Here is a 21,692-nt window from a genome sequence, read left to right on the forward strand (position 1 = left end):
GATTCCCATGGGGCGACCCGCTCCCCCGTACGGTTGTACTCGGGGGAGCGCAACCACGTCCGCTCCGGACACGTCGCCCACAATCAGGGGGTACCGCGGGTTTGCGACCTGTGGTGGAGGAGGGAGAATCAGCGGCGATGAACGAGCAGGAGATACAGAAACTGAGGGCCGAGGCCGAGACCCGGATGCGGGAACTCGGACCCGATCACCCCGGTTCGCTCGACGCGCGCGCCGCGTGGGCCCGGGTCGTCGGCGACGAGGGCCGACCCGCGGAGGCCGCCCGGATGTTCGGGGAGCTGGCGGGCGACTACGCGCGCGTGCTCGGCCCGCAACATCCCGACACGCTCCTGGCCCGGCACAACCACGCCTACTGCCTGGGTCTGTCCGGCAACGCGGTCACCGCCGAGTCGCTGGCGCGCGACGTCGCCGCCGACTGTGTTTTGGTGCTCGGTCAGGACGACCCCGAGACGTTGAACGTGCGTGCCGGGTGGGCTCGTTGGATCGGCGAGGCGGGTGACGCCGCGGGCGCGGCCCGGATGTTGCGACCGATCGTCGAGGAGGCGACCGACGCGCTGGGGCCGGTACACCCCGACACGCTCACCATCCGGCACCAGCACGCGCACTGGGTGGGCCGGTCGGGCGAGACGATCCAGGCGGCCCGGTTGATGGCGTCCATCGCGGACGAGCGCGGCGAGGTGCACGAGCCGGACGACCCGGCGGCGCTGACCGCCCGGCACGACTGCGCGATGTGGGCGGGCGAGGCGGGCGACGTCTCGGTGGCCCGCGACGCGATGATGCGGCTGGTGGAGGACGCCGCGCGCGTGCTCGGCCCGGACCACCACGACACGCTGGTGATCCGGCACAACCACGCGCACTGGACCGGCGAGTCCGGTGATCCGCTGGGCGCGCGCACGCTGCTCACCCAGTTGGTCTCGGACTGCTCGCGCGTGCTCGGCGAGCAGCACCCGGACACCGAGAACGCCCGACGCGGGTTGATGTGGTGGACGTACGGGCCCAAGGCCACCGGTCCGGCGCCGGTGTTCGCCACCCCGGTGGGGAACAGCTCGGTGGAGGCGGGCAAGCCGGCGAAGGAGCCGAAGCCGGCCAAGCCCGCGCGGGTGAAGCAGCCGAAGGCGCCGAAACCGCCTCGGGAGTCGCGGAAGGCGGCGGCTCGTCCGGCGGAGGTCGAGGCGGCCGCACCGGCGGCTGCCTTGCCGGTTGCCTCGGCCGTCGCCGCGGCGGGTGCTCCGGCGGCGCCCACCGAGGAGGTGTCGGTCGGCGCCGCGGACTCGGAGTCGCGGCCGGTCGCCCCGGACGGGGATGTCACCGAGTTCGCCCCGATCGCCGGGCTCACCCCCGACACCGAGCAGAACGCGGCGGTGTCCGCCGAGCCGGCGGCGCGGGTCGGCCTGGACAAGGAGGCGGAGCCGGCGGCCGAGCCCGAGGCCGTTGCCGTACCGGGCCGGGACGAGGCGCCGGAGGACATGGCGACCCGGGTGACGAGCGTGGCGCCCGACGACGAGCCGGCCCACGTGAACGTGCCGCCGCGCCCGGCCGTACCGCCGGTGAAGGGCAAGCCGAAGGCCGACGAGCCGGCCGACGGCTTCGACGCGGTCGATGTCGCCGACGCACCGGATGGCTCCGATATATCCGATACGTCCGACGCGAAGAAGTAGGCACACCACGAGCGGGGCGTCGTCGGGCATCCGATGGCGTCCCGCTCGTGCGTTCGGTGCCCGGCGGTGCCCGGGCACGTGGTGTCGTTATATGTACGCAACATGCGCGAAACGGGAAAGGTTCAGGATTCACGACAGGTCGATGAAGGAGGTGTCGCGTGTTGTACCGACTGAGGGTGTCGCTGCCCGATCGACCGGGGTCGCTCGCGCGGGTCACGCAGCTGCTCGGCGCGGCGGGGGCCGATGTGATGCAGATGACCGTGCTCGAACAGCTCGGCGGCCGGGCGGTGGACGAGTTCACCGTCTCCTGGGCCGGTGAGCGGGACGTCGCCGGGCTGGTCGCCGCCCTGGAGCGGTCGGCCGGCGTCCGGGTGGAGGGTTGCTGGGCGGCCGGTGAGGTGCCCGGTTCCGCACCCGAGCTGGATGTGCTGGGCCAGGTGGCGCGCGACCCCGGCCGGGCGGTGGCCACGCTGGTCGACGCGGCGCCGACGCTCTTTCACGCCGACTGGGCGGTGGCCACGCGCGGCGGACGTGGCCGACAGCGGGTGTACGCGAGCTGGCGGGCCCCGCAGACGCCGGTGTTGCCCGCGCTCACCCCGATGCGGCCGCTGGGCTTCGCCTACGAGGGTGAGGCCACCGGCCACGGCGCGGCGGCGCCGATCGGGGCGTCCTGGCTGACGATGTACGTGGTCCGGCACGAGGGCCCCGCGTTCCATCGCACCGAACTGGACCGCCTGGGCCGCATCGTCGACGTGGCGCTCGGCGTCCTGGGCGAGCGCGGCGCGGCCAAGGCGACGGGCGCCGGCGTGCGCCCGGGGCCGGCCTGATCGGGGCGCCGGCACCGGCGGCGTACCCCGATGTGCCCGATCCACGATTCGGTTTCGACCGGGACGGGAACCATTTGGCGCTATTCGGCGTGTAACGATCGGAACAACGTATGATTGCGTAATTGTGCGCGCACTTCGGGCCGTGAGCCGAGCGCACATCGAGCGCGGGGGCCCGACGAAGGCGACGACGACGTGCAGGACAGGGATGAGACGTCCCCGGGGGCCGAGGCCGTTCCGGGGGCGTCGGCCGAGGAGCCGGGGCCGGAGAGCCCCAGCCGCATAGAACGGCGCGCGCACGACCGCCGGCGTCGCCGGCGGCGCATCCTCACGTGGATCGGTGGCGGTCTCGTCGCCGTCCTGATCGCCGCGGGCGGCTTCGGCTGGTGGTTGTACGACCGCCTGAACGGCAACATCCGCACCCAGGACTTCGCCGACCAGTTGACCGATCGCCCGCCGCCCACGGGCGCGCTGAACGTGCTGTTGGTGGGGTCCGACTCGCGGGCCGGCGACAACTCCGAGTACGGCCGCGACGACGGCGGCAGTCAGCGCTCGGACACCACGATCCTGCTGCACGTGCCGCAGGGCCGAAAGAGCGCGACCGCGGTCAGCTTCCCGCGCGACCTGATGGTCGACGTGCCGTCGTGCCGGACCACCTCCGGCGGCACCCAGCGGGCCTACTTCGGCCAGTTCAACAGCGCGATGGAGGTCGGCGGCGTGCCGTGTGTGGCGGCCACCGTCGAGCGGCTGACCGGCGCCCGGATCGACCACCAGATCACCATCGACTTCATCGGCTTCAAGAAGGTCGTGGACGCGCTCGGCGGCGTGCCGATGCACATCGCCCAGCCGATCGACGACAAGGCCGCGCACCTGCAACTGCCCGCCGGCGACATCACCCTCGACGGCGAGCAGGCGCTCGGCTTCGTCCGGGTGCGCAAGAGCCTGGGCGACGGCAGCGACATCCAGCGCATCGAACGGCAGCAGGAGTTCCTCAAGGCGCTGATCAAGAAGGTGCAGGGGGAGAACCTGCTGACCAACCCGGCGAAGGCGTACAACGTGATGGACGCCGCGACCAAGGCGATCACCACCGACTCCGGGATCAACACGCTGGTCGGCCTGTACGACTTCGCGAGCGGCCTGCGCGGGATCCCGCTGGAGAAGATCGACTTCGTCACCACGCCGCTGATCGACTACGCCCCCGACCCGAACCGGGTGGCGCTCAAACAGCCCGACGCGGCGCAACTGTTCACCGCGCTGCGCGACGGGGCGCCGGCGCCCACGCCGACCGGGACGGCGCGTGCGACCGACGGCACGGGGTCGACCGGAACCGGACGCTCCGGTGCGGGTTCGACCGGATCCGGTCGAAGCGGGTCGTCCGGCGGTACGGGTGCGGGCACGAATCAGGGCACTGCGGGACGTTAACCGTCGTCGGTCCGTGACCCGTGGTCGTTGAACTGTACGGTGCAGGGGTTCGCCGACGACGCGGCCGACCGGCGCCCGGGGCAGACCCGGTCATGGGGTCGCCCGCGACGCTTTACGGTGGACTCGCGAGGGTGCTGGGTGCGGACCGAGGGGCTGGTGGCAGGGGCGCCATGACGGGTCGGGTTCTTCAGGTGGTGCAGGGCACTCGTTGGCGACGCCGCGCGGGCGAATACGCCTCGATCGGGGCCGCGGTGGGCGCGGCGGCGGCGGGCGACTCGATCATGGTCGCGGCGGGGACGTATCGCGAGGACGTGGCGATCTCCGTGCCGGTGACGGTGGTCGGCTCGGACGGGCCGGGGACGGTGGTCCTGAGCGCGGCCGACGGGGTCGCGCTCACCATCACCGCCGACGCGGCGGTACACGGCCTGGTCGTCGACGGCGGCGCGGGCGTGTTGTCGCCGGCCATCGTGATCGAGGGCTGCGCGCCGATACTGGAGGAGTGTGTGGTCCGGGCCGCCTCGGTGGTCGCGGTCGAACTGCGCGCGGGCGCCGACCCGATGGTGCGCCGCTGCCGGGTGGGCAACCCGAAGGGCGTGGGCATCGGGGTGACCGGGCGCTCGCGCGGCACGTTCGAGGACTGCGAGATCGGCGACACCGGGCGCGAGGGCTTCGACGTGCGCGAGGGCAGCGCGCCGATCCTGCGCCGGGGCCGGGTGCGCGACGCCTCCGGGCACGGACTGCGCTTCACCGGACCCGGCACCACCGGCAGTGTCCAGGAGTGCGAGATCCAGGACGGCTCGGACGCGGAACCCGCGGTGTTCGTCGGCGACCAGGCCTCGCCGCATTTGACCGGCCTGCACATCCACGACGTGGGCGGCGGCGGGATCTGCGTCGCCGGCGGCGCCGCGCCGATCATCGCAGACTCGCGGATCGAGCGGGTCGGCTGGGCGGGCATCTCGGTCGGCGGCCAGGGCAGCGCCGGGTCGTTGTCGCGGACGGAGATCACCGCGGTCAAGGGCACCGGCGTCCAGGCCGACGACCTGGCCACGTTCTCGCTCGACGACTGCACGATCCGCGACGCCGAGGGCAACGGCGTCTCGGTCGACCGGGGCGCCAACCTGACCCTGGTCGGTTGCCGACTGCGCGACATGGGCCGCAACGGCGTCGACGTGCACGGCCACTCCGAGGTCACCCTCAGCGGTTGTACGATCCGCAGTTTCGGTCGCAACGGGCTCGCGCTGGCCGACCACGGGGCCCGCGCGTCCGCGATCGACTGCGAATTCCACGACTCCACCGGCGGCAAGCCGGCCGTGTGGGTGGCCGACGGCGCGGACGCCGCGCTCGGCGAGTGCCGCATCCACGACGTGCTCGACGGGGTCAAGGTGGCCGGCTCCGGCACCGGCCTGTCGATGCACGACTGCGAGATCCACGATGTGGACGAGACCGGCATCGGGGTGGGCGCGGGCGCCGTGGTCTCGGTCAAGTCCTGCAAGGTGCGCAAGGCCACCACCGGCGTGTGGTTCATGGAGTCGGACTGCGGCGGCATCATCGCCGACTGCACGATCGAGGACACCACCGACGGCGTCTCGGTCACCGGCGCGGCCGGGCCCACGGTGCGCCGGGTCCGGGTGGACCGGGCCACCGGCGAGGGCATCCGGATCGCCGGGGGCGGGCGCGGCGACTTCGAGGACTGCGAGGTGCTCGGCGGGCGCGGCTACGGGGTGCACGTGCGCGAGGGCTGCCATCCGGTGTTCACCCGCTGCACCACGCGCGACAACGCCAAGGGCGGCTTCGAGTTCGCCGGTCCGGGGCCGGTCGCGGTCGAGTGCACCTCGCAGGGCGACGGGACGAGCGGCACGGAGCCGGCGGCGGGCGGGATCCTGGGTACGCCGAGCCCGATCGCGGCGGCCGGCGCACAGCCGCAGGGGGTGGCCCGGCTGACCGCCACGCTGCCCATCCCCGGCGCGCGCGACGGCGCGGCCGTGGACGAGGCGGCGGCCACGTCGGGGCGCGGAGTGGACGAACTGCTGGCCGAGTTGGACGGTCTGGTCGGCCTCGCCGGGGTCAAGGCCGAGGTGCGCAACCTGATCGACCTGATCTCGGTGGGCCGGCGGCGCGAGGAGGCCGGCCTCAAGGCGCCCACGCTGCGCCGGCACCTGGTCTTCACCGGCTCCCCGGGCACCGGCAAGACCACCGTGGCCCGGCTGTACGGGGAGATCGCCCAGGCACTCGGGGTGTTGCGGATGGGGCACCTGGTGGAGGTCTCCCGGGTCGACCTGGTCGGCGAGCACATCGGTTCCACCGCGCCGCGCACCAAGGAGGTCTTCGACCGGGCCCGGGGCGGGGTGTTGTTCATCGACGAGGCGTACAGCCTGGCCCCGCCGGACCCCTCGCGCGACTTCGGCCGCGAGGCGATCGACACGCTCGTGAAGATGATGGAGGACCACCGCGACGACGTGGTGGTGATCGTGGCCGGCTACACCGACGAGATGGAGCGTTTCCTCGGCGCGAACCCCGGCTTCGGATCCCGGTTCTCCCGCACCATCACCTTCCAGGACTACTCGGCCGACGACCTCGTCGAGATCACCCTCATGCAGGTGCGCGAACACGAGTACGTGCTCACCGACGAGGCGTGCGAGGCGCTGCTCGGCTATTTCCGCCGACTGCCGCGCGGTGCCGCGTTCGGCAACGCGCGCGAGGCGCGGCGCACCTTCGAGGCGATGATCGAGCGGCACGCGACCCGGTTGGCCCAGCTGCCGGGGGCGGGCATGGAGGAGTTGCGGACGCTGCATCCGGAGGATCTGCCCGACCTGCGGTGAATCGGTCCGCGCCGGCGGGGTAACGGCCGGGGTACGCGGGCCGCTTGCCGGATGCCGGCCGGGTGGCGCGCGGGTGGTTCGAGGGCTGTTTCGAGGGCTGATTCGAGGGTTAAGGAGCCGTACGTGCCGGTCATGGGCATCGACATCGGCGGGACCGGGATCAAGGGCGCGCCGGTGGACACCGACGCCGGGCGGCTGACCCGGGAGCGGGTCCGGCTGCTCACTCCCGAACCGTCCGAACCGCAGGCGGTGATCGCCGTGGTCCGCGACGTGCTCGCGGAGTTCGCGGACACCGAGGGGCCGGTGGGAATCACCTTCCCCGGCGTGATCCGCGACGGCATCGTGCGCACCGCGGCGAACGTGGACAAGTCGTGGATCGACCTGGACGCCGACGCGCTGTTCACCGCGACGCTCGGCCGGCCGGTGACGATGGTCAACGACGCGGACGCGGCGGGAGTGGCCGAGATGCGCTTCGGCGCGGGCGCCGGGCAGCGCGGCACGGTGCTGATGCTGACCTTCGGTACGGGCATCGGCAGCGCGCTGTTCGTGGACGGCCGGCTGGTGCCGAACACCGAGCTGGGCCACCTGGAGCTGGACGGGCACGAGGCCGAGCGGCGGGCCTCGGCGGTGGCGCGCGAGACGCACGATCTGTCCTGGGAGAAGTGGGCCGCGCGGGTGCAGGACTACCTGCGGCACGTGGAGATGTTGTTCTCGCCGTCGCTGATCATCATCGGGGGCGGGATCAGCAAGAAGCCGGAGAAGTTCCTGCCGTTCATCAAGATCCGGGCCGATCTGGTGCCGGCGAGGCTGCACAACGACGCGGGGATCGTGGGCGCGGCGATGCTGGTGACGGGCGACTGAGGCCGAGCGCTGCTCAGCCGGATGTCCGGGCGGTGTTCGGGCGGGACGCGCGCAGGACGCCGCCGAGCAGGGCGGCGATGTTCCACGCGTCGTCGACGCCCCGGTGGTGGGTGCCGTCGAGGGGGAGGCCGGCGTGGGCCAGGGCGCCGGCCATGCCGAGTTCGCGGTCCAGGCCGTGGGCGAGCGAGTACAGCGTCTTGGCGTTGAGGTGGCGGGCGCCGAACGGGTAGGGCACGCCCTCGGCCGCGCACTGCCGCTCGAACGCCTGGCGGTCGTATTCGCCCCAGCTCGCCCACACCCGCTGGTGCGCCTTGAACTCGGTGCGCAGAAGCGCGCAGGCGTCGGCGAAGGTGTGGCCGCTGTCGACGTCGGCCTGGGTGAGGGTGGTCAGTTCGGTGCAGAACGCGCTCACCGTGGAGGACGTGGGGCGGACCAGGAGGCCGTGTCGGTCGATGCGCTCGCCGGTGGTGACGTCGAGGGTGGCGATGCCGATCTCGATGATCTCCGAGCGTTGGCCGTCGGGGATCGGACCGTTCCAGCAGGTGGCCTCGACGTCGACGACCAGGAGCAGATCCAGGAGTCGTTTCGCCATGCCGGTGAGTAGACCACCGTGGCCGGCGTGCTACCACTGGTTTTGTTCTGACGGTACGTCAGATGCTTGGTCCGCCCGTCCACGGAGGAGTACGAAATGGGTACGCACAAGACATCACCCGGCACCGGCGTCGTGATCACCGGCGGTGCCTCCGGAATCGGTCGGGCGACCGCGCGGGCGCTGGCCGCGACGGGTCGGCCGGTCGCGCTGTGGGACATCGCGGCGGGCCCGGTGGAGGAGGCCGCGAAGGAGATCGCGGCCGAGCACGGGGTGCCGGCACTCGGGCTGGCCCTGGATGTGACCGACACCGAGGCGTATCCGGACACGATCCGCGCCTCGGTCGAGGCACTGGGCACGATCGGCGGCTTCGTGCACGCGGCGGGCGTCGTCGACTCGACCCCGATCACCGAGGTCACGGCGGAGACCTGGGACCGGGTCCTGGACGTCAACCTGCGCTCGTTCGCACTCCTGGTCCAGGCGCTGACCCCGCACCTGCGCGAACACGCCGGCTCCGCGATCGTGGGCATCGCCTCGCTGAACGCGATCGTCGGCAACGCGCTCAACCCGTCCTACTGCGCGTCGAAGTCGGGCATGCTCGGGCTGAACCGCTCGATCGCCGCCAAGCTCGCCGAACACGGCATCCGCAGCAACGTGGTCTGCCCCGGCTACATCGAAACCCCGATGCTGGCCGCCTCCTTCGCCCGCCCGGGCACGAGGGAGCGCATGGAGAACAGCTCCCCGCTGCGCCGACTGGGCCGCCCGGAGGAAATCGCCGCCGCGGTCCGCTTCCTCCTCGGCGACGACGCCTCGTTCGTGACGGGCACACACTTGATGGTGGACGGCGGCATGACGGAGACGGTCTGACGCACTCCAGGCGGTTGCGGCTCGGCCCGGCCCGGCCCGAAACCGGCCCGCAACCGCGCATCGCCTGCGGTGACGTCGGCAACGCCGGCACAATCACGGCAAGTCCGGACGTGGCCGACATCTTTGGAGCATCCGCATGCAGGTTGGCTTCGATCGCGAATGGACCGCCGACGATGTGCTCGCCGCCCAGGAGACCTCCCCGTTCAGGATCGAACTCCTGGGTGGCATCCCGCTGATGTCGCCGTTGCCGACCTTGCGCCATCAGCACGTGTCCGGTGTGCTGGCCGACATCCTGCGCTCGGCGGTGGACGGCTCCGGCGTCGGTGCCGTGACGTTCAAGAGTGTGAACGTGCGTCGTGGACACCGGGACGTCCTGCGTCCGGACATCGTGGTGGTCACGTCGACGGCGGCGATCAGCGGACTGGAATCGGACGACGTTGCCTTCGCCCCCGAAGACGTGCTCTTGGCGGTGGAGACCCTGTCACCCGGCCACGAAGGCGCCGATCGCATCGACAAGCTCGCCCGCTACGCCGAGTGGGAGATCGCTTCCTACTGGATCGTCGACCCGAAGGCCCTCACCATCGAGACCTACACCCTCGACGGCAACGTGTACGAGCCCTCGGCCTCCGCGAAGCCGGGCATCGAAACCACATTGCTCGCGTTCGCACCGGTCACCCTGGACCCGGGCACGCTGCTGCGGATGCGGTGACGCGGGGTCGGCGCTACGCGTCGGTCGGGTTGTCGTGGGGTGGCGGTGATCCTCCGTCCGGCGTGTCCGTGTGAAGGGACATCGCGCGTTCCCGTCTGCGGAGTGCCCGTCGCTCGGTCTCGATGCGCTCCTCCTCGGCCGGTGTGAACGCGAACTTGCGCTCCATGTCCTCCCACGGCGTGCCGCTCATGGTGTTGCGCTCCTCGGAGGTCGGGTTTGTTACATCGGGTGTAGCTCCACGAGCGTTACTTCCGGGGGTGCGCCCACTCGGACCGGGGGGCCCCAGAAGCCGGCGCCTCTGGTGACGTAGAGCATCGTGTCGTCGACCTTGTGGAGGCCGGCTACCGCCGGTTGGTCGAGTTTTACCAGGAGTTGGACCGGGAACATCTGGCCGCCGTGGGTGTGGCCGGAGAGTTGTACGTCCACGTCGTAGCGGGAGGCGTCCTTCACCTGGACCGGCTGATGGGCCAGGAGGACGACCGGGCGGGACGGGTCGCGGTTGCCGAGGGTCTTGGCGAAGTCGGGGCCGTCGTGGTGGGACTTGCCGGTGACGTCGTTGACGCCCGCCAGGTCGAAGGCGGCGCCGCCCCGGGCGATTTCGAGGCGGTCGTTGGCCAGGGTGCGCACGTTGAGCTCGGCCAACTCGGCGATCCAGTCGGTCGCGCCGGACATGTAGTCGTGGTTGCCGGTGACGAAGAACGCGCCGTGCCGGGCGGACAGTCGGCGCAACGGGGCCGCGTCGCCGCCGAGTTGGGCGGCCGTGCCGTCGGCGAGGTCGCCGACGATGGCGACCAGGTCGGGGTTGGTGCGGTTGATCGTCTCCACGACCCGCGTGGTGTGCGCGCGGCCGAGCAGCGGGCCGAGGTGGATGTCGCCCACCACCGCGATCCGAAAGCCCGCCAGGCGCGGGTCGAGCCGGGCCACCGGTATCCGCACCCGCACCGTGCGCGGTGCGCCTAATGCCTGGCTCATCCCATAGCCGACGGTGCCCAGCGAGGTGCCGGCCGCAAGCAGCGCAACCGAGCGGGTCAGCACAAGCCGCCGATCCGGGCCGAGCGGCGTGCCGGAGGCGCCGGCCGCCGGCTCCGGATCGGGCCCGGTCGTCCCCGTCGCCTGCGCCCCCACGGGCACCGGCACCGGCGCGGCCGTGTGCGACACCTCGCCCCCGCGCCGGCGCAGCGCCCGCAACGCGAACAGGCGCGGCAACTCCAACACCCCGAGCGCGAGCACCACATACAGCAGCAGGGCCATCCACACGAAGCCCGGCCACGCGATCCACTCCGTGCCGCGTGGGCCGAACACCTTCGGCACCACCAGCGCGCCCACCATCGACACCCCGAGCGCGACCACCACCCCCGCGCCGACCCGCCGCACCACCCCCGGCCGCGTGGTGTCGCGCACCAGCCGCCGCCACACGTAAAGGTGCACGCCGATCAGCAGCGCGAGCGCGGCGACGGCCGCGACGATTCCCAGGGCAACGGTCAAGGCGGGGCTCCCGGACGCAGGAATGTTTCCCGGGAAGCGTGTCACGCCCGCCTCGGCACCGGCATCCGGCTCGCGGAGTATCCGAGCCTGCTCCCGGGAGCGATACCGGCCGACCCCCGGTGCATCCCCCGGCAGTACGCACCCCGACGACGCCTCTGCCCGCCCCCGTGCGGTACCTCGCACCGTGCCGATGCCCCGGCCGGGCCGCCGGCCGGCCCCATATGCTCGATGCCATGGTGCGTGTACGGACGTCGCTGGGTGAGCTGATCGGTGCGGAGTCGGACGGGGTGCGGGTCTTCCGAGGCGTACCCTTCGCCGCGCCGCCGGTGGGCCCCGCGCGGTTTCGCCCGGCCCGCCCCGCGCCCGCCTGGCACGGAGTGCGTGACGCCCGCGAGTTCGCCCGGGCCGCGCCGCAGCCGATCGGGCAGTACGGCGCCGCGCCGGTGGATATCGACGAGGACTGCCTGTACCTGAACGTCTTCGCCCCCGCCGAGCCCGGCCCGCACCCGGTGCTGGTCTGGGTGCACGGCGGCGGCTACACGAGCGGCGCGTCGTTCGAGGCGGTGTACGACGGCTCCGCGTTGGCCCGGCACGGCGTCGTCGTGGTCACCGTCGCCTACCGACTCGGTGTCCTCGGGCTGCTGCACCTGCGGCACCTGCTCGGCGACGCCTACGCCGACTCCTCGGCCAACTCCCTCCTGGACGTGGTGCGGGCGCTGCGCTGGGTGCGCGAGCACATCGCCGCGTTCGACGGCGACCCCGGCCGGGTCACCCTCGGCGGGGTCTCGGCGGGCGGCAAGGTCACCGCGAACCTGCTCGCGCTGCCCGCCGCCCGCGGCCTCTTCCACCGCGCGATCGTGCAGAGCGGCGGGGCGCAGACCGTGCGCACCGTGCCCGAGGCCGAGGAGGCGACCGGGCACGTGCTGGCCGCGCTCGGTCTGGGACCGGACCGGGCCGCGGAACTGGTCGACGTGCCCGTGCCCGACCTGCTCGCCGCCCAGGCCGAGGCGATCGGGCGCGGTACCGCGAGGTTCGTGTTCCGCCCGGTGGTCGATCCCGACGGGCCGCTGCCGGCGGTGCCGCTGCACACGATTCGGGGTGATGTACCGCTCCTGCTCGGGTCGAATCAGGACGAGGAGGAGATGTTCGTCGTGACCGAGCGGTCGGGCGGGCGCGAACCCGTGGCCGCCGACCTGGCCAACCTGCGCCGACCGGACCGACTGGCCGAGCTGGTGCGCGGATACGCGGAGCTGTACCCCGAACTGAACGGACGTTCGCGGCGGATCCGGCTGCTCACCGCCGAGTCCTACGGCATACCGACCGTGCGGCTCGCCGAGGCGCAGCACGCGGCCGGCGGGCAGGCGTACATGTACCGCTTCCGCTGGGCGCCCAAGGCGCATCCGCAGCGCCTGGGCTCGCCGCACGCGATCGACATCCCGTTCGTGTTCGGCACCCTGGACACCCCGCTCGGCCGCTGGCTGACCGGCGGCGTGCCGGCCGAGGCGCGGGCGTTGTCCGGCCGGATCCGGCAGGCGTGGGCGGCGTTCGTCGCGGGTGGGCCGCCGGTCGCCGACGGGCTGCCCGACTGGCCCTTGTACGACCCGACCGAGCGGCGCACGATGCTGCTCGACGTGCCGGCGACGGTGGTCGGTGACCCGGACCGGGAGGAGCGGCGGGTGTGGGACCACGCGATGTGAGCCGGGGCGGGTCGATCGCGCTGACCGACCTGATGCCGTGGGGCACGGCCGGGATCGCCACCGGACGCGGTTGGGTGTACGCACCCGAGCGGGAGACGCTGCGTCGGCGCTGGGCCCGGCTGGCCGCGGCGGAGGATCGTGATGCCCTGCTGCGGCCCACCCGTTCGCGGACGGCGATGTCGTTTCCCGCGCCGCTGCCCGGGTGTGACGCCCCGTCCGGTCCGCTGGCGCGCGAGGTGGGGCCGACGCCCCGGCTGGTGCGGATCGCGCGGCAGCCGTTCGATCGGCAGTGGCTGGTCGCGGACCACCGGGTGCTGGATGCCGCCCGGCCCGAGTTGTGGCGGGTGCGCGGAGACCGGCAGGTATACCTGTCGATCCGCCAGGCGGGGGATCCCTGGCCGCTGTTGTGCAGCGCGCTGGTCCCGGACGGGACGCACCACGGTGGGCGCGGCGGGCGGGTCGCGCCGCTGTACCGGGACCCGGCGGGGTTGGCCGCGAACCTGGCGCCCGGCCTGGTCGACCTGCTCGCGGCCCGGCTCGGCGTCCCGGTCGACGCGGAGGACGTGTTCGCCTGGATCGTCGCGGTGACGGTGGACCCGCAGCGGGTGCCGCTCACCGCCGACCCGGACGTCTGGGCGACGGGCGTCGACCTCGGTCGCCGCCTGGTCGGGCTGCACACGTTCGGCGCGCGGTTCGGCCGGCCCGGCGACGGCAAGCCCCGACTGCCGGGCGGGCGCCGCCCGTTCGTGCGCGAGCCGGTGCCGGCGCGGCCGGCGGGCGCGCACTACGACGACGAGTCCCGATCGCTCCTGCTCGGCTCCGGCCGGATCGGCCCGGTGGCACGCGAGGCGTGGGAGTCGGGCGTCCTCGAACCGTGGATCGCGGCCCGCACCGAACCCCCCGGCGAGGGCCTGGAGCGGATCCGCGAACGCACCTGGTCCACCGACCTGACCAGCGAACTGATCGACCTGCTGCACGTCCTGGGCCTGCTCGCCGATCTGGCCGAACCCCGCGCCAAGCTGCACGCGCGCACCGCCGAGGCCCCCACACTCGACCCGACCCCGGTCCTGCCCCCGCCCCCGTCCAGCCGCCGCCCGCCGACGGTCCTCGACATCACGGAGGAGGGCCCGGGCGGCCAGGCCGTGCTGCTTTGAGCACGGACCGGGAGGAGGGAGCCCTGTTGCGGCGGATCGGTCCGATGGGGACGTTGGGCCGAACGGGGGAATCGTATGCGCGGTGCTCGGAGAGTGATTGTCCGGTGACTTAGCGTGGTCTGGTGCGCAGAGGCGGAAACGATCGGGTGAGGCGGGCGGTGGTCGTCGTCGGCGCGGTCGTGCTGGGCTCAATCGCCGTTCCGGTCGCCGTCGCGACGCCGCGGGTCGGGCCGGGATCAGGGCCCGGCGACGCTTCGGCCGTGGTCGTACGCCCGCCGCTCTCCGCCGTGCGCCATCCGCTTTCGCCGCTGCCGAGCCCTCCCGGCGGCGCCGCCCCGCGCCCCGGCGTCCGCCCCCCGGACGCCGGGGCGCCCGCCGTGGATCCGTGTCCGGACGAGACTCCCCGAGCGGTCGGCGCCACCGCTCCGGACCCGACGCGGGACGCCGCGCGCTGTTGCCGGGATCGCCTGCGGGACCGTGCGCACGGCGTCGACCCGGCCCGCTTCGACTGTCGGGGGCTCCTCGGCCCGGGGCGGCGGCACCAGCCCGCCCCCGGCGCGCGCACCGGATCGGCCGCGACCCCGCCCGTCCCGGCTCCGGTTTCGGCGGGCCCCGAGGCCGACCCGACCGGCGGCCTCCCGCCCGGGCGCCCGGCGTCGCGGCGCGGCGCGGTGCCGCAGGTCGCGCCCCCGCGTCGGGCCAAGCCCCCGGGCGCCCGGGACGGTGACGACAGGGAGCGCGGCGAGGCTGCCAAGCGGGCCGTGCACGACGGCCCGGCCGTATTGGCCCGCCGGGCCATCACCGACCACGTCGCGGGCACCGGATCCGGGGCGGTGCTCCCGCTGGGCGTGGCCGCCGGCGCGCTGCTCGTGGTCGGCGGCGCGCTGGTCGCCGGCGCCCGCCGCCGAGGCGACCGCCCGCCCCGCCGCGCCGGGGCCCGCCGCCCCGGCGACTGACGCCCTACCGCTCCAGGCACTCCCGGACCGCCTTGATCAGGCCGAGGGCCCGGACGTCCGAGTTCAGTGGGGACTGACCGTTCGTCACATATGCGAACGCGAGGCCCGTGGCCGGGTCGGCGAAGGCCAGGGGGCCGCCGCTGCCCGGGTGTCCGAACGCGGCGGGGTCGGGGGAGACCGCGAAGAACGTGGTCTCCGGCTTCATGAACCCGAGGCTGAACGCGGTGTGGTCGCCCAGGATCCGGTCCGGCCCCGCGACCACCGTCGAGGTCACGTCGGCGACCGTTTCGGCGGAGAGCAGACGCACCCCGTCGAGCGTGCCGCCCGCGCCGAGCATCGCGTACACCCGGGCCAGCGCGCGGGCGTTGGTGACGCCGAGACCCGAGGGCACCTCCCAGGTGAGCACGCTCGGGTCGTGATCCGCGCCGGGCGCGGCCAGTTCGGGCAGCGCCAGCATCGTCCGGCCCAACTCGGAGCCGAGGTCGAGCAGGCCCGGATCGCTCGGGGCGATCGTGGTCAGATGCGCGAGCCGGGGCAACTCCGCGGCGGGCAGGCCGATATGCGCGTCCAGGCCCAGCGGTCCGGCCACCTCCTCGGCCAGGAACGCGCCGACCGTGCGCCCGTCCACCCGCCGGATCAGCTCGCTCGCGTAGAAGCCCCAGGTCACCGCGTGATAGCCGTGCGCCGTGCCCGGCTCCCAGACGGGACGCTGTGCGGCGAGCGCGTCGGCCAGCGCGTCGGGCATGGCCACCTGGTCGAGCGTGATCGGCTCGTCGAGGAAGGGCAATCCGGCCTGGTGGGACAGCAGTTGGGCCACCGTCACGGTCTGCTTGCCGGCCGCCGCGAACTCGGGCCAGTAGCGACACACCGGCAGCGCGGGGTCGAGCCGATCCCGGTCGATCAGGATCGCCAGACAGGTGGCGACCAGGCCCTTGGTGACCGACCAGACCACCTGTACGGTGTCGTGCTCCCAGCTTCGGCCCGAGACCGGTTCGGCCAATCCGCCCCACAGGTCCACCACGGGCGCGCCGCGCAGTCGTACCGCGAGCGCCGCGCCGACCTCGCCGTGAATCGCGAAGTTCTCCTCGAACGCGGCCTGTACGGGCGCGAATCCGGGCGCGATGAAACCGTCGACGTGCATGGTGTGTCCTTTCGCGAACGCTCGGGACACCTCACCGGCGCCGGCGCGGTCGGTGACCGGGACGCTTCGTCAGTTCCTCGGGGTGACGCCTTCGAGCACCAGCGCCGTGAATTGGGTTTCCAGTTCGGACAGGGTCCGATCGATGGTCGACTTCCACCCGGCCGTGAGCCACAGCGGGTAGGCGAGGTAGCGGTAGGCCAGCTCCGGGTCCAGGTCCGCGCGGAACTCCCCGGAATCGATGCCCTCCTGAAGGGTGTTCAGCCACAGATCGCGGACCCGCATGCCGTCCGCCGCCAAATGCGCGAAGCGTGGCAGCGTGGCCAGGTACGCGTAGTCGCGGACGTACATCACGGCCGCGTCGGGGTGGTGCTCGATGGTGCGGAACGCGGCGTGCACGAGTCCGCGCAGCCGGTCGGACGAGGTGCGCGCGTCGGCGAACGCCTCGTCGTACCACGCCGCGAGGTCGCGCATCGCGGCGGTGAGGATCTCGTCGATCAAGTCCTCTTTCGAACCGAACCAGTGGTAGATGCTGCCCGCGAGAATGCCCGACGCGTCGGCTATCTCACGAACCGTTGACGCGACGACGCCCTTGCGGGCGAACAGTGCGGCGGCCTCGGACAGGATCACCTCCCGGCGCGGAAGTGCTTCGGGTTCCGTCTTCCTGCGTGCCATGAGCGCCCGTTCTCGGTCCGGCGGGTTGACTGCTGCCGCGTACTGCCAGGTGCCGTGCAGCCTAACCGCAGGTGGAGCGGTTGCCGTTGATTCAGTGGGGGATGCCTTCAGGGAGATCCGAACTACCTATCTAACATTTGTTAGATTGTGCTGAACCTTCTACGCCAGATCCCGATTGCCTGTCAAGGGCCTTGCGGGGCGCGGGGGTTGCGGTCTAGCTTGTGCCGCATCCGGGAGTCCGTGGGGGATGGCCGGGCGGGGAGACGACGCGAGAGGCGTTGGCTCCCATGGCTCGTACGACGGCACCGCACAGAGCACACATCGCAACCCAAGTCGCACCACCGGCCCGCGGCACAGACTCGACGCGAGCGGTGACACCACGTCCGGGTCCGGCCTGGGGATCGTCCTCGGCGGACGGCGGCGGCATACCCGCGCAGACCGAGCTGGTGGCCACCGGCTGGGCCGGTTGGATCGGCGACTCCCGTCCCGTTCCCGCACCCCGCACGGGTGCGTCCTGACCATGGGCACCTCAGTAGCGCCGTCCCGCGCCGGCGAGTCCGGCCGAACGGTCGTGGCCGTGGGCGAGTTCGGCGATCTCGCGGGCGCGGCGTCCGGCCGTGTCGCGGCGCGGGCGAGCCAACTCCCGTTCGAAGCAGACCGGTTACCGAGGCAGGTGGGCGTACTCCCGTACCCCACACGGCTGTCGGCGATCGTGCCGCGCCCGAGCGGGGTGCATGGAGCCGGTAGGTATGAAACCGGTACCGAATACGTGCCGTGGCCGGGAGGTGACGCCGAGCCAGGAGGGGAGTCGGCGTACCCCGGCCGGGGCGCGGGAGCCGTCCCGGGTGTCCCCGGGTCGGGGCCGGACGGGGCGGGGGAGCCCTGTTCGACCGTCGACCCGAGCTCGGGTGCGGCTTCCGATACGGGTGGTGCGCGGGTGGGGGGTGACGCCGTGTCAGGTATGGCGTTCGATCCCGCGCGCCGCCCGTGGCGAGGGCCCGATGCCGAGGCGCGTAGACCGACGCGCCTCGGCTCGGGCCCGGGATGTGCTCGGCGGGCGCGGTCGGCCCGGGGCCGGGTTCGGGCGCTGCGCTCGCCGGCCGACGGCGAGATCCCGGATCCCGTACCGCTGTTCGCCTCGGGACCCGAACCGATTCCGGCGATCGGCGTCGATCGGGTCCGGCGACCCGTGCTGCGGGCCCGGGACCTGCGGGTGGAGTTCGCCGGGGTGCCCGCCGTGGACGGGGTGTCCATGTGGGTCGAGCGCGGTGAGGTGGTCGGCGTGGTCGGTCCCGCCGGCAGCGGCAAGACCACGCTGCTGAACGCGCTCACCGGGGTGGTGCCGGCCACCGGCGCGCTGTTCGTGGACGGCCTCCCGGTGCGGCTGGGCAGCCCCGAACGCTCGCGCCGCGCCGGTCTGGTCCGGATGTTCCAGACCCCGCAACCGGTTCGCGCGCTCTCCGGCGCGGACAACTTCGTGCTCACCCGCTCCGACACCCGACACCGGGGTCTGCTCGCCGCGTGGTTGTTGCACCCGCTGCTGGCGCGGGTGGACCTGGAACGGGGCATCGGGACGGACCGGGTCGGGCCGGGGGGACGGCCGCAGCGGGGCGCGGACGTGCTGACGTACGGGGAGCGTCGGCTGCTCGACATCGCCCGGAGCATCGCGGCGGTGCCCCGGGTGCTGATGCTGGACGAGCCGAGCGCGGGGCTGAGCGCACGCGAGACGGACGCGCTGCTGGTACTGCTGCGGGGGGTCGCGGCGGACGGCGTGGGCCTGATCGTGGTGGATCGAAGGATCGAGTTCATCGAGGCGCTGTGCGATCGCGTCACCGTCCTGGACTCCGGCCGCGTGGTTGCGGAGGGCACGCCGGCCGAGATCCGACGCAATCGTCGCGCGATGGACGCCTGCCTGGGGGCGGGGGCCGGGTACGACGCCTGAGCCCCGGCGTCGACGGTCCACCGTTCCCGGGGCGGGGTCGGCGGGCGCGTTCGGGGGCGCCCGACCCGGGGTCACCGGCTCGTCCGGCGACCCCGGCGACCCGCCCACCACAATCCCCCGCCGGCCCGAAACGCTCCCCGGGCCGGCGGTTTCACCCCCTCGCGCGCAGGCTGCCGCCCGGGGGCCGATCCACCGGGATCCGCCGGACGGGGCCTTTGGGGCGACGCCCTAAAGGCCCGGCGCGCCCGCCGGATACTTGATCGCGTTCTTCACCATCTTGTCGCGCAGGGCCTGGGCCGGGTCGATGCCGAGGCGGTTCGCCAGGCTCAGCAGATAGGACAGGACGTCGGCGATCTCCTCGCGGACGTGTTCGCCCCGGTCCGGATCCGACATCACGTCGTCGGCCTGTTCGGGGGTCAGCCACTGGAAGATCTCCACCAGTTCCGAGGCCTCCACGCTGAGCGCCATCACCAGGTTCTTCGGGGTGTGGAAGGGCTGCCAGTGCCGCTCGGCGGAGAACGCGGCGATCGCGGCGGTCAGTTCGGCAAGGTCGGAGCCGGCCGGGGGAGTGGTGTCCATATCCCCATGCCTACCGCACCGGCCGCGCCGCGGGCGGCCCGGCCCTGTCACCCCGGCGAGGGACAATGGCCGAGGGCAGGCCCGGACTCGTCCGGGCGGCCCCGATCGCCGTCGTCCGCCCTGGAAGGTTCACGTTCACATGAGGGTCGCCACCTGGAACATCAACTCGATCGGGGCCCGGCTGCCCAAGCTGCTCGAGTGGCTGGAGCGGGCCGCACCCGACGCGGTGTGCCTGCAGGAGCTGAAGTCCACCCCCGAGGCGTATCCGCTGAAGGAGCTTGAGGAGGCCGGCTACACCTCGGCCGTCAACGCGGGCGGGCGCTGGAACGGCGTCGCGATCCTGTCGAAGGTCGGCCTCGACGACGTCACCGTCGGCCTGACGCCGGGCCCGGGCTTCCCCGAGGCCGACGGCCCGCACGAGGCCCGGGCGATCTCCGCGACGTGCGGCGGCGTGCGGCTCTGGTCGGTGTACGTGCCCAACGGCCGCGAGGTGGACAACCCGCACTACGCCTACAAGCTGGAATGGCTGGGCGCGCTGCGTGCCGCGGTCGCCGCCGACGCGGCCGGCCCGCGGCCGTTCGCCGTGCTCGGCGACTTCAACGTCGCGCCCACCGACAAGGACGTCTGGGACATCTCGCTGTTCGGCGAGAACTCGACGCACGTGACGCAGGCGGAGCGGGACGCGGTCACCGCGCTGGAGGGTGTGGGGCTGCGCGAGGTGATGCCCCGGGCGCTCAAGTACGACGTGCCGTTCACCTACTGGGACTACCGCGAGCTGGGGTTCCCGAAGAACAAGGGCATGCGGATCGACCTCGTCTACGGCAACGCGCCGTTCGCCGCCGCGGTCTCCGACTCGTACGTCGACCGCGAGGCCCGCAAGGGCAAGGGCACCAGCGACCACGCACCGGTCGTGGTGGACCTCGACGTGTAGCCGGTCGCCCCCGCACGGGCCTCCGCGCCGGCCCTCCTCGCACGGCCTTCTTGTACGGCCTTCTTCGCACGGCCCTCCTCACACGCGGTCCCCGAGCCGACCGACCGGCTCGGGGACCGTGTGCGGCGCTACAGATACAGCCCTTCGCCCCCGTGCCGGGGCCGTTCGATCTCCACCGGCGCCGCCCCGTTGCGCAGCGCGTACAACTCGGCCAGCGTCGCGTGTGTACCGATGCCGTCGGCGGTGCCCAGCCATTCGCGCGCCTCGGCGAATTCCAGCGGGCCGACGTCGATCTGGGCCAGACAACGACCGGGGCGGACCACCGCCGGGTGCAGCCGGCCCAGGCTCTCGTTGGTGGTGATCGCGACCATCACGTTGCGCCCCTGGCCGAGCAGGCCGTCGGTGAGGTTGAGCAGCCGGGACAGCGCCTGACCCGCCGAGCGTTTGGCCTCGCCCCGGATCAACTCGTCGCAGTCCTCCAGGACCAGCAGCCGCCACTTCTGCTTCTTCGACTTGTCGTGCGACTCCTCGTCCTCGTCGCCGCGCCCGATCGCGACGTCCATCAGGTAGCCGGTGTCGCCGAACAGCGCCTCGGGGTCCAGGACGCAGTCCATCCGACACCAGTCCTGCCACGCGCGGGCCAGCGCGCGCAGCGCCGTGGTCTTGCCGGTGCCGGGCGGCCCGTGCAGCAGGATCAACCGCCCCGACACGTCGTCGGGCGTGACCTTCATCAGCCGGTCGAACGCGCCGGCGGTGGGCCCCGTGTAGTTGCGGCGGATGTCCTCCCAGGGCGCGGCGGTGATCGCCCGGGTGGTGCGGTACGGGCCGCGCCGGGCGGAGAAGTACCAAAAGCCCATCGCCACGGCCTCGTCCTTGGGCGGCGGGTCGGCCGCCGCGCCCTTGACCGCCTTCTTCAACACCGCGCGGCCGACCTTCTCGTCGACGGCGGTCACGGTCACCTCGCCGCCGCCGCTGCGCCAGCGCACCGACCGCAGGGTCCAGCCGTCGCCGACGGCGAGTTGGGAGGAACGGTCGTCCTCCTCCACGGCGCGGACCACTCTGGCGCCGCGCGGGACGAGTCGGGCGCCGGGCTTGACCCGATCCAGGCGGGTGGTCCTGGCCCAGGGCTGGGCGCCGGTCAGGAAGGCGGCGAGGGCGAGTCCGTCCACGGCGTCGTACGGGGTGTCCGCGTCGTCGAGTCCGAACACGAAGGGCAACAGCGTTGATGGGTCGTCACCGGCTGAATTCGGCGCCCCATCCGGTGGGCGGGGCGTCTGGCGAGGCATCGACATGATTTCGATGATCCGGTGCCCCGGGCCGTCCGTACAGGGGTTTACACATAGCGGTTTCCGGGCCGGACAAGGGCTC

19 protein-coding genes are annotated in these 21,692 nt (G+C 73.0%); 12 read left to right on the forward strand and 7 right to left on the reverse strand.

The features are described from left to right. Positions 1–137 precede the first annotated feature (137 nt). The 5 genes from B4N89_RS19750 (at position 138) to ppgK (ending at position 7,602) form a co-directional block, all read left to right on the forward strand. Positions 138–1,676, forward strand: coding sequence for a tetratricopeptide repeat protein (locus B4N89_RS19750; RefSeq protein ID WP_078977171.1), 1,539 nt, complete (start codon positions 138–140; stop codon positions 1,674–1,676). Positions 1,677–1,834: 158 nt separating this feature from the next. After that, on the forward strand, positions 1,835–2,503 hold the full coding sequence (locus B4N89_RS19755; protein WP_078977172.1) for an ACT domain-containing protein: 669 nt from the start codon (positions 1,835–1,837) through the stop codon (positions 2,501–2,503). A gap of 192 nt (positions 2,504–2,695) precedes the next feature. Next, positions 2,696–3,922, forward strand: coding sequence for an LCP family protein (locus B4N89_RS19760; RefSeq protein WP_078977173.1), 1,227 nt, complete (start codon positions 2,696–2,698; stop codon positions 3,920–3,922). Positions 3,923–4,092: 170 nt separating this feature from the next. Then, complete coding sequence (locus B4N89_RS19765; RefSeq protein WP_101897127.1) at positions 4,093–6,741, forward strand: right-handed parallel beta-helix repeat-containing protein; 2,649 nt, start codon at positions 4,093–4,095, stop codon at positions 6,739–6,741. A 132-nt stretch (positions 6,742–6,873) separates the two neighbouring features. Beyond that, complete coding sequence (gene ppgK / locus B4N89_RS19770; RefSeq protein ID WP_235618953.1) at positions 6,874–7,602, forward strand: polyphosphate--glucose phosphotransferase; 729 nt, start codon at positions 6,874–6,876, stop codon at positions 7,600–7,602. Positions 7,603–7,615: 13 nt separating this feature from the next. On the opposite strand, the gene B4N89_RS19775 is transcribed toward ppgK, so the two are convergent. Beyond that, positions 7,616–8,194, reverse strand: a complete 579-nt coding sequence (locus B4N89_RS19775) for a 3'-5' exonuclease (RefSeq protein WP_078977176.1) — start codon at positions 8,192–8,194, stop codon at positions 7,616–7,618. A 96-nt stretch (positions 8,195–8,290) separates the two neighbouring features. On the opposite strand from B4N89_RS19775, the gene B4N89_RS19780 reads away from it, so the two are divergent. Beyond that, positions 8,291–9,058 (forward strand): SDR family NAD(P)-dependent oxidoreductase, encoded by a 768-nt coding sequence (locus B4N89_RS19780; RefSeq protein ID WP_078977177.1) that lies wholly within the window; start codon positions 8,291–8,293, stop codon positions 9,056–9,058. Positions 9,059–9,194: 136 nt separating this feature from the next. Continuing rightward, positions 9,195–9,767 (forward strand): Uma2 family endonuclease, encoded by a 573-nt coding sequence (locus B4N89_RS19785; RefSeq protein WP_078977178.1) that lies wholly within the window; start codon positions 9,195–9,197, stop codon positions 9,765–9,767. 13 nt (positions 9,768–9,780) lie between these two features. Here B4N89_RS19785 and B4N89_RS49835 read toward each other — a convergent pair whose 3' ends face one another. Both B4N89_RS49835 and B4N89_RS19790 read right to left on the reverse strand, forming a co-directional pair. Beyond that, on the reverse strand, positions 9,781–9,957 hold the full coding sequence (locus tag B4N89_RS49835) for a hypothetical protein (RefSeq protein WP_161500759.1): 177 nt from the start codon (positions 9,955–9,957) through the stop codon (positions 9,781–9,783). 29 nt (positions 9,958–9,986) lie between these two features. Continuing rightward, positions 9,987–11,252: a metallophosphoesterase gene (locus B4N89_RS19790; RefSeq protein WP_078977179.1), complete on the reverse strand. Its 1,266-nt coding sequence runs from the start codon at positions 11,250–11,252 to the stop codon at positions 9,987–9,989. A gap of 233 nt (positions 11,253–11,485) precedes the next feature. Between B4N89_RS19790 and B4N89_RS19795 the strand changes: the two genes are divergently transcribed. From B4N89_RS19795 to B4N89_RS19805, 3 genes are all read left to right on the forward strand, one after another. Beyond that, entirely contained in the window at positions 11,486–12,949 is a 1,464-nt protein-coding gene (locus B4N89_RS19795) for a carboxylesterase/lipase family protein (RefSeq protein WP_161500760.1), read from the forward strand. After that, the gene (locus B4N89_RS19800; protein ID WP_235618697.1) at positions 12,931–14,103 is read left to right on the forward strand and encodes a type ISP restriction/modification enzyme; all 1,173 of its coding nucleotides are present in this window, start codon (positions 12,931–12,933) and stop codon (positions 14,101–14,103) included. Before B4N89_RS19795 ends, B4N89_RS19800 begins: the two co-directional genes overlap by 19 nt. A gap of 260 nt (positions 14,104–14,363) precedes the next feature. Next, positions 14,364–15,059 (forward strand): hypothetical protein, encoded by a 696-nt coding sequence (locus B4N89_RS19805; protein ID WP_143658032.1) that lies wholly within the window; start codon positions 14,364–14,366, stop codon positions 15,057–15,059. A gap of 4 nt (positions 15,060–15,063) precedes the next feature. Here the strand turns inward: B4N89_RS19805 and B4N89_RS19810 are convergent, their stop codons facing one another. Next, on the reverse strand, positions 15,064–16,200 hold the full coding sequence (locus tag B4N89_RS19810; protein WP_078979475.1) for a serine hydrolase domain-containing protein: 1,137 nt from the start codon (positions 16,198–16,200) through the stop codon (positions 15,064–15,066). Between the two features lie 69 nt (positions 16,201–16,269). Then, positions 16,270–16,872 carry a TetR/AcrR family transcriptional regulator gene (locus tag B4N89_RS19815; protein WP_078977182.1) on the reverse strand — a complete coding sequence of 201 codons (603 nt, stop codon included), beginning with the start codon at positions 16,870–16,872 and terminating at the stop codon, positions 16,270–16,272. A gap of 961 nt (positions 16,873–17,833) precedes the next feature. On the opposite strand from B4N89_RS19815, the gene B4N89_RS49840 reads away from it, so the two are divergent. Beyond that, complete coding sequence (locus B4N89_RS49840) at positions 17,834–18,814, forward strand: ATP-binding cassette domain-containing protein (RefSeq protein ID WP_078977183.1); 981 nt, start codon at positions 17,834–17,836, stop codon at positions 18,812–18,814. 228 nt (positions 18,815–19,042) lie between these two features. On the opposite strand, the gene B4N89_RS19825 is transcribed toward B4N89_RS49840, so the two are convergent. Continuing rightward, positions 19,043–19,393, reverse strand: coding sequence for a nucleotide pyrophosphohydrolase (locus tag B4N89_RS19825; protein ID WP_078977184.1), 351 nt, complete (start codon positions 19,391–19,393; stop codon positions 19,043–19,045). 139 nt (positions 19,394–19,532) lie between these two features. Here B4N89_RS19825 and B4N89_RS19830 point away from each other — a divergent pair, with 139 nt between their 5' ends. Next, positions 19,533–20,324: an exodeoxyribonuclease III gene (locus B4N89_RS19830; RefSeq protein WP_078977185.1), complete on the forward strand. Its 792-nt coding sequence runs from the start codon at positions 19,533–19,535 to the stop codon at positions 20,322–20,324. Between the two features lie 128 nt (positions 20,325–20,452). Here B4N89_RS19830 and B4N89_RS19835 read toward each other — a convergent pair whose 3' ends face one another. Then, the gene (locus B4N89_RS19835) at positions 20,453–21,610 is read right to left on the reverse strand and encodes a DUF5925 domain-containing protein (RefSeq protein WP_414646424.1); all 1,158 of its coding nucleotides are present in this window, start codon (positions 21,608–21,610) and stop codon (positions 20,453–20,455) included. Positions 21,611–21,692 lie beyond the last annotated feature (82 nt).

Origin of the sequence: Embleya scabrispora, from assembly GCF_002024165.1 — a bacterium.
Taxonomy (GTDB): domain Bacteria; phylum Actinomycetota; class Actinomycetes; order Streptomycetales; family Streptomycetaceae; genus Embleya; species Embleya scabrispora_A.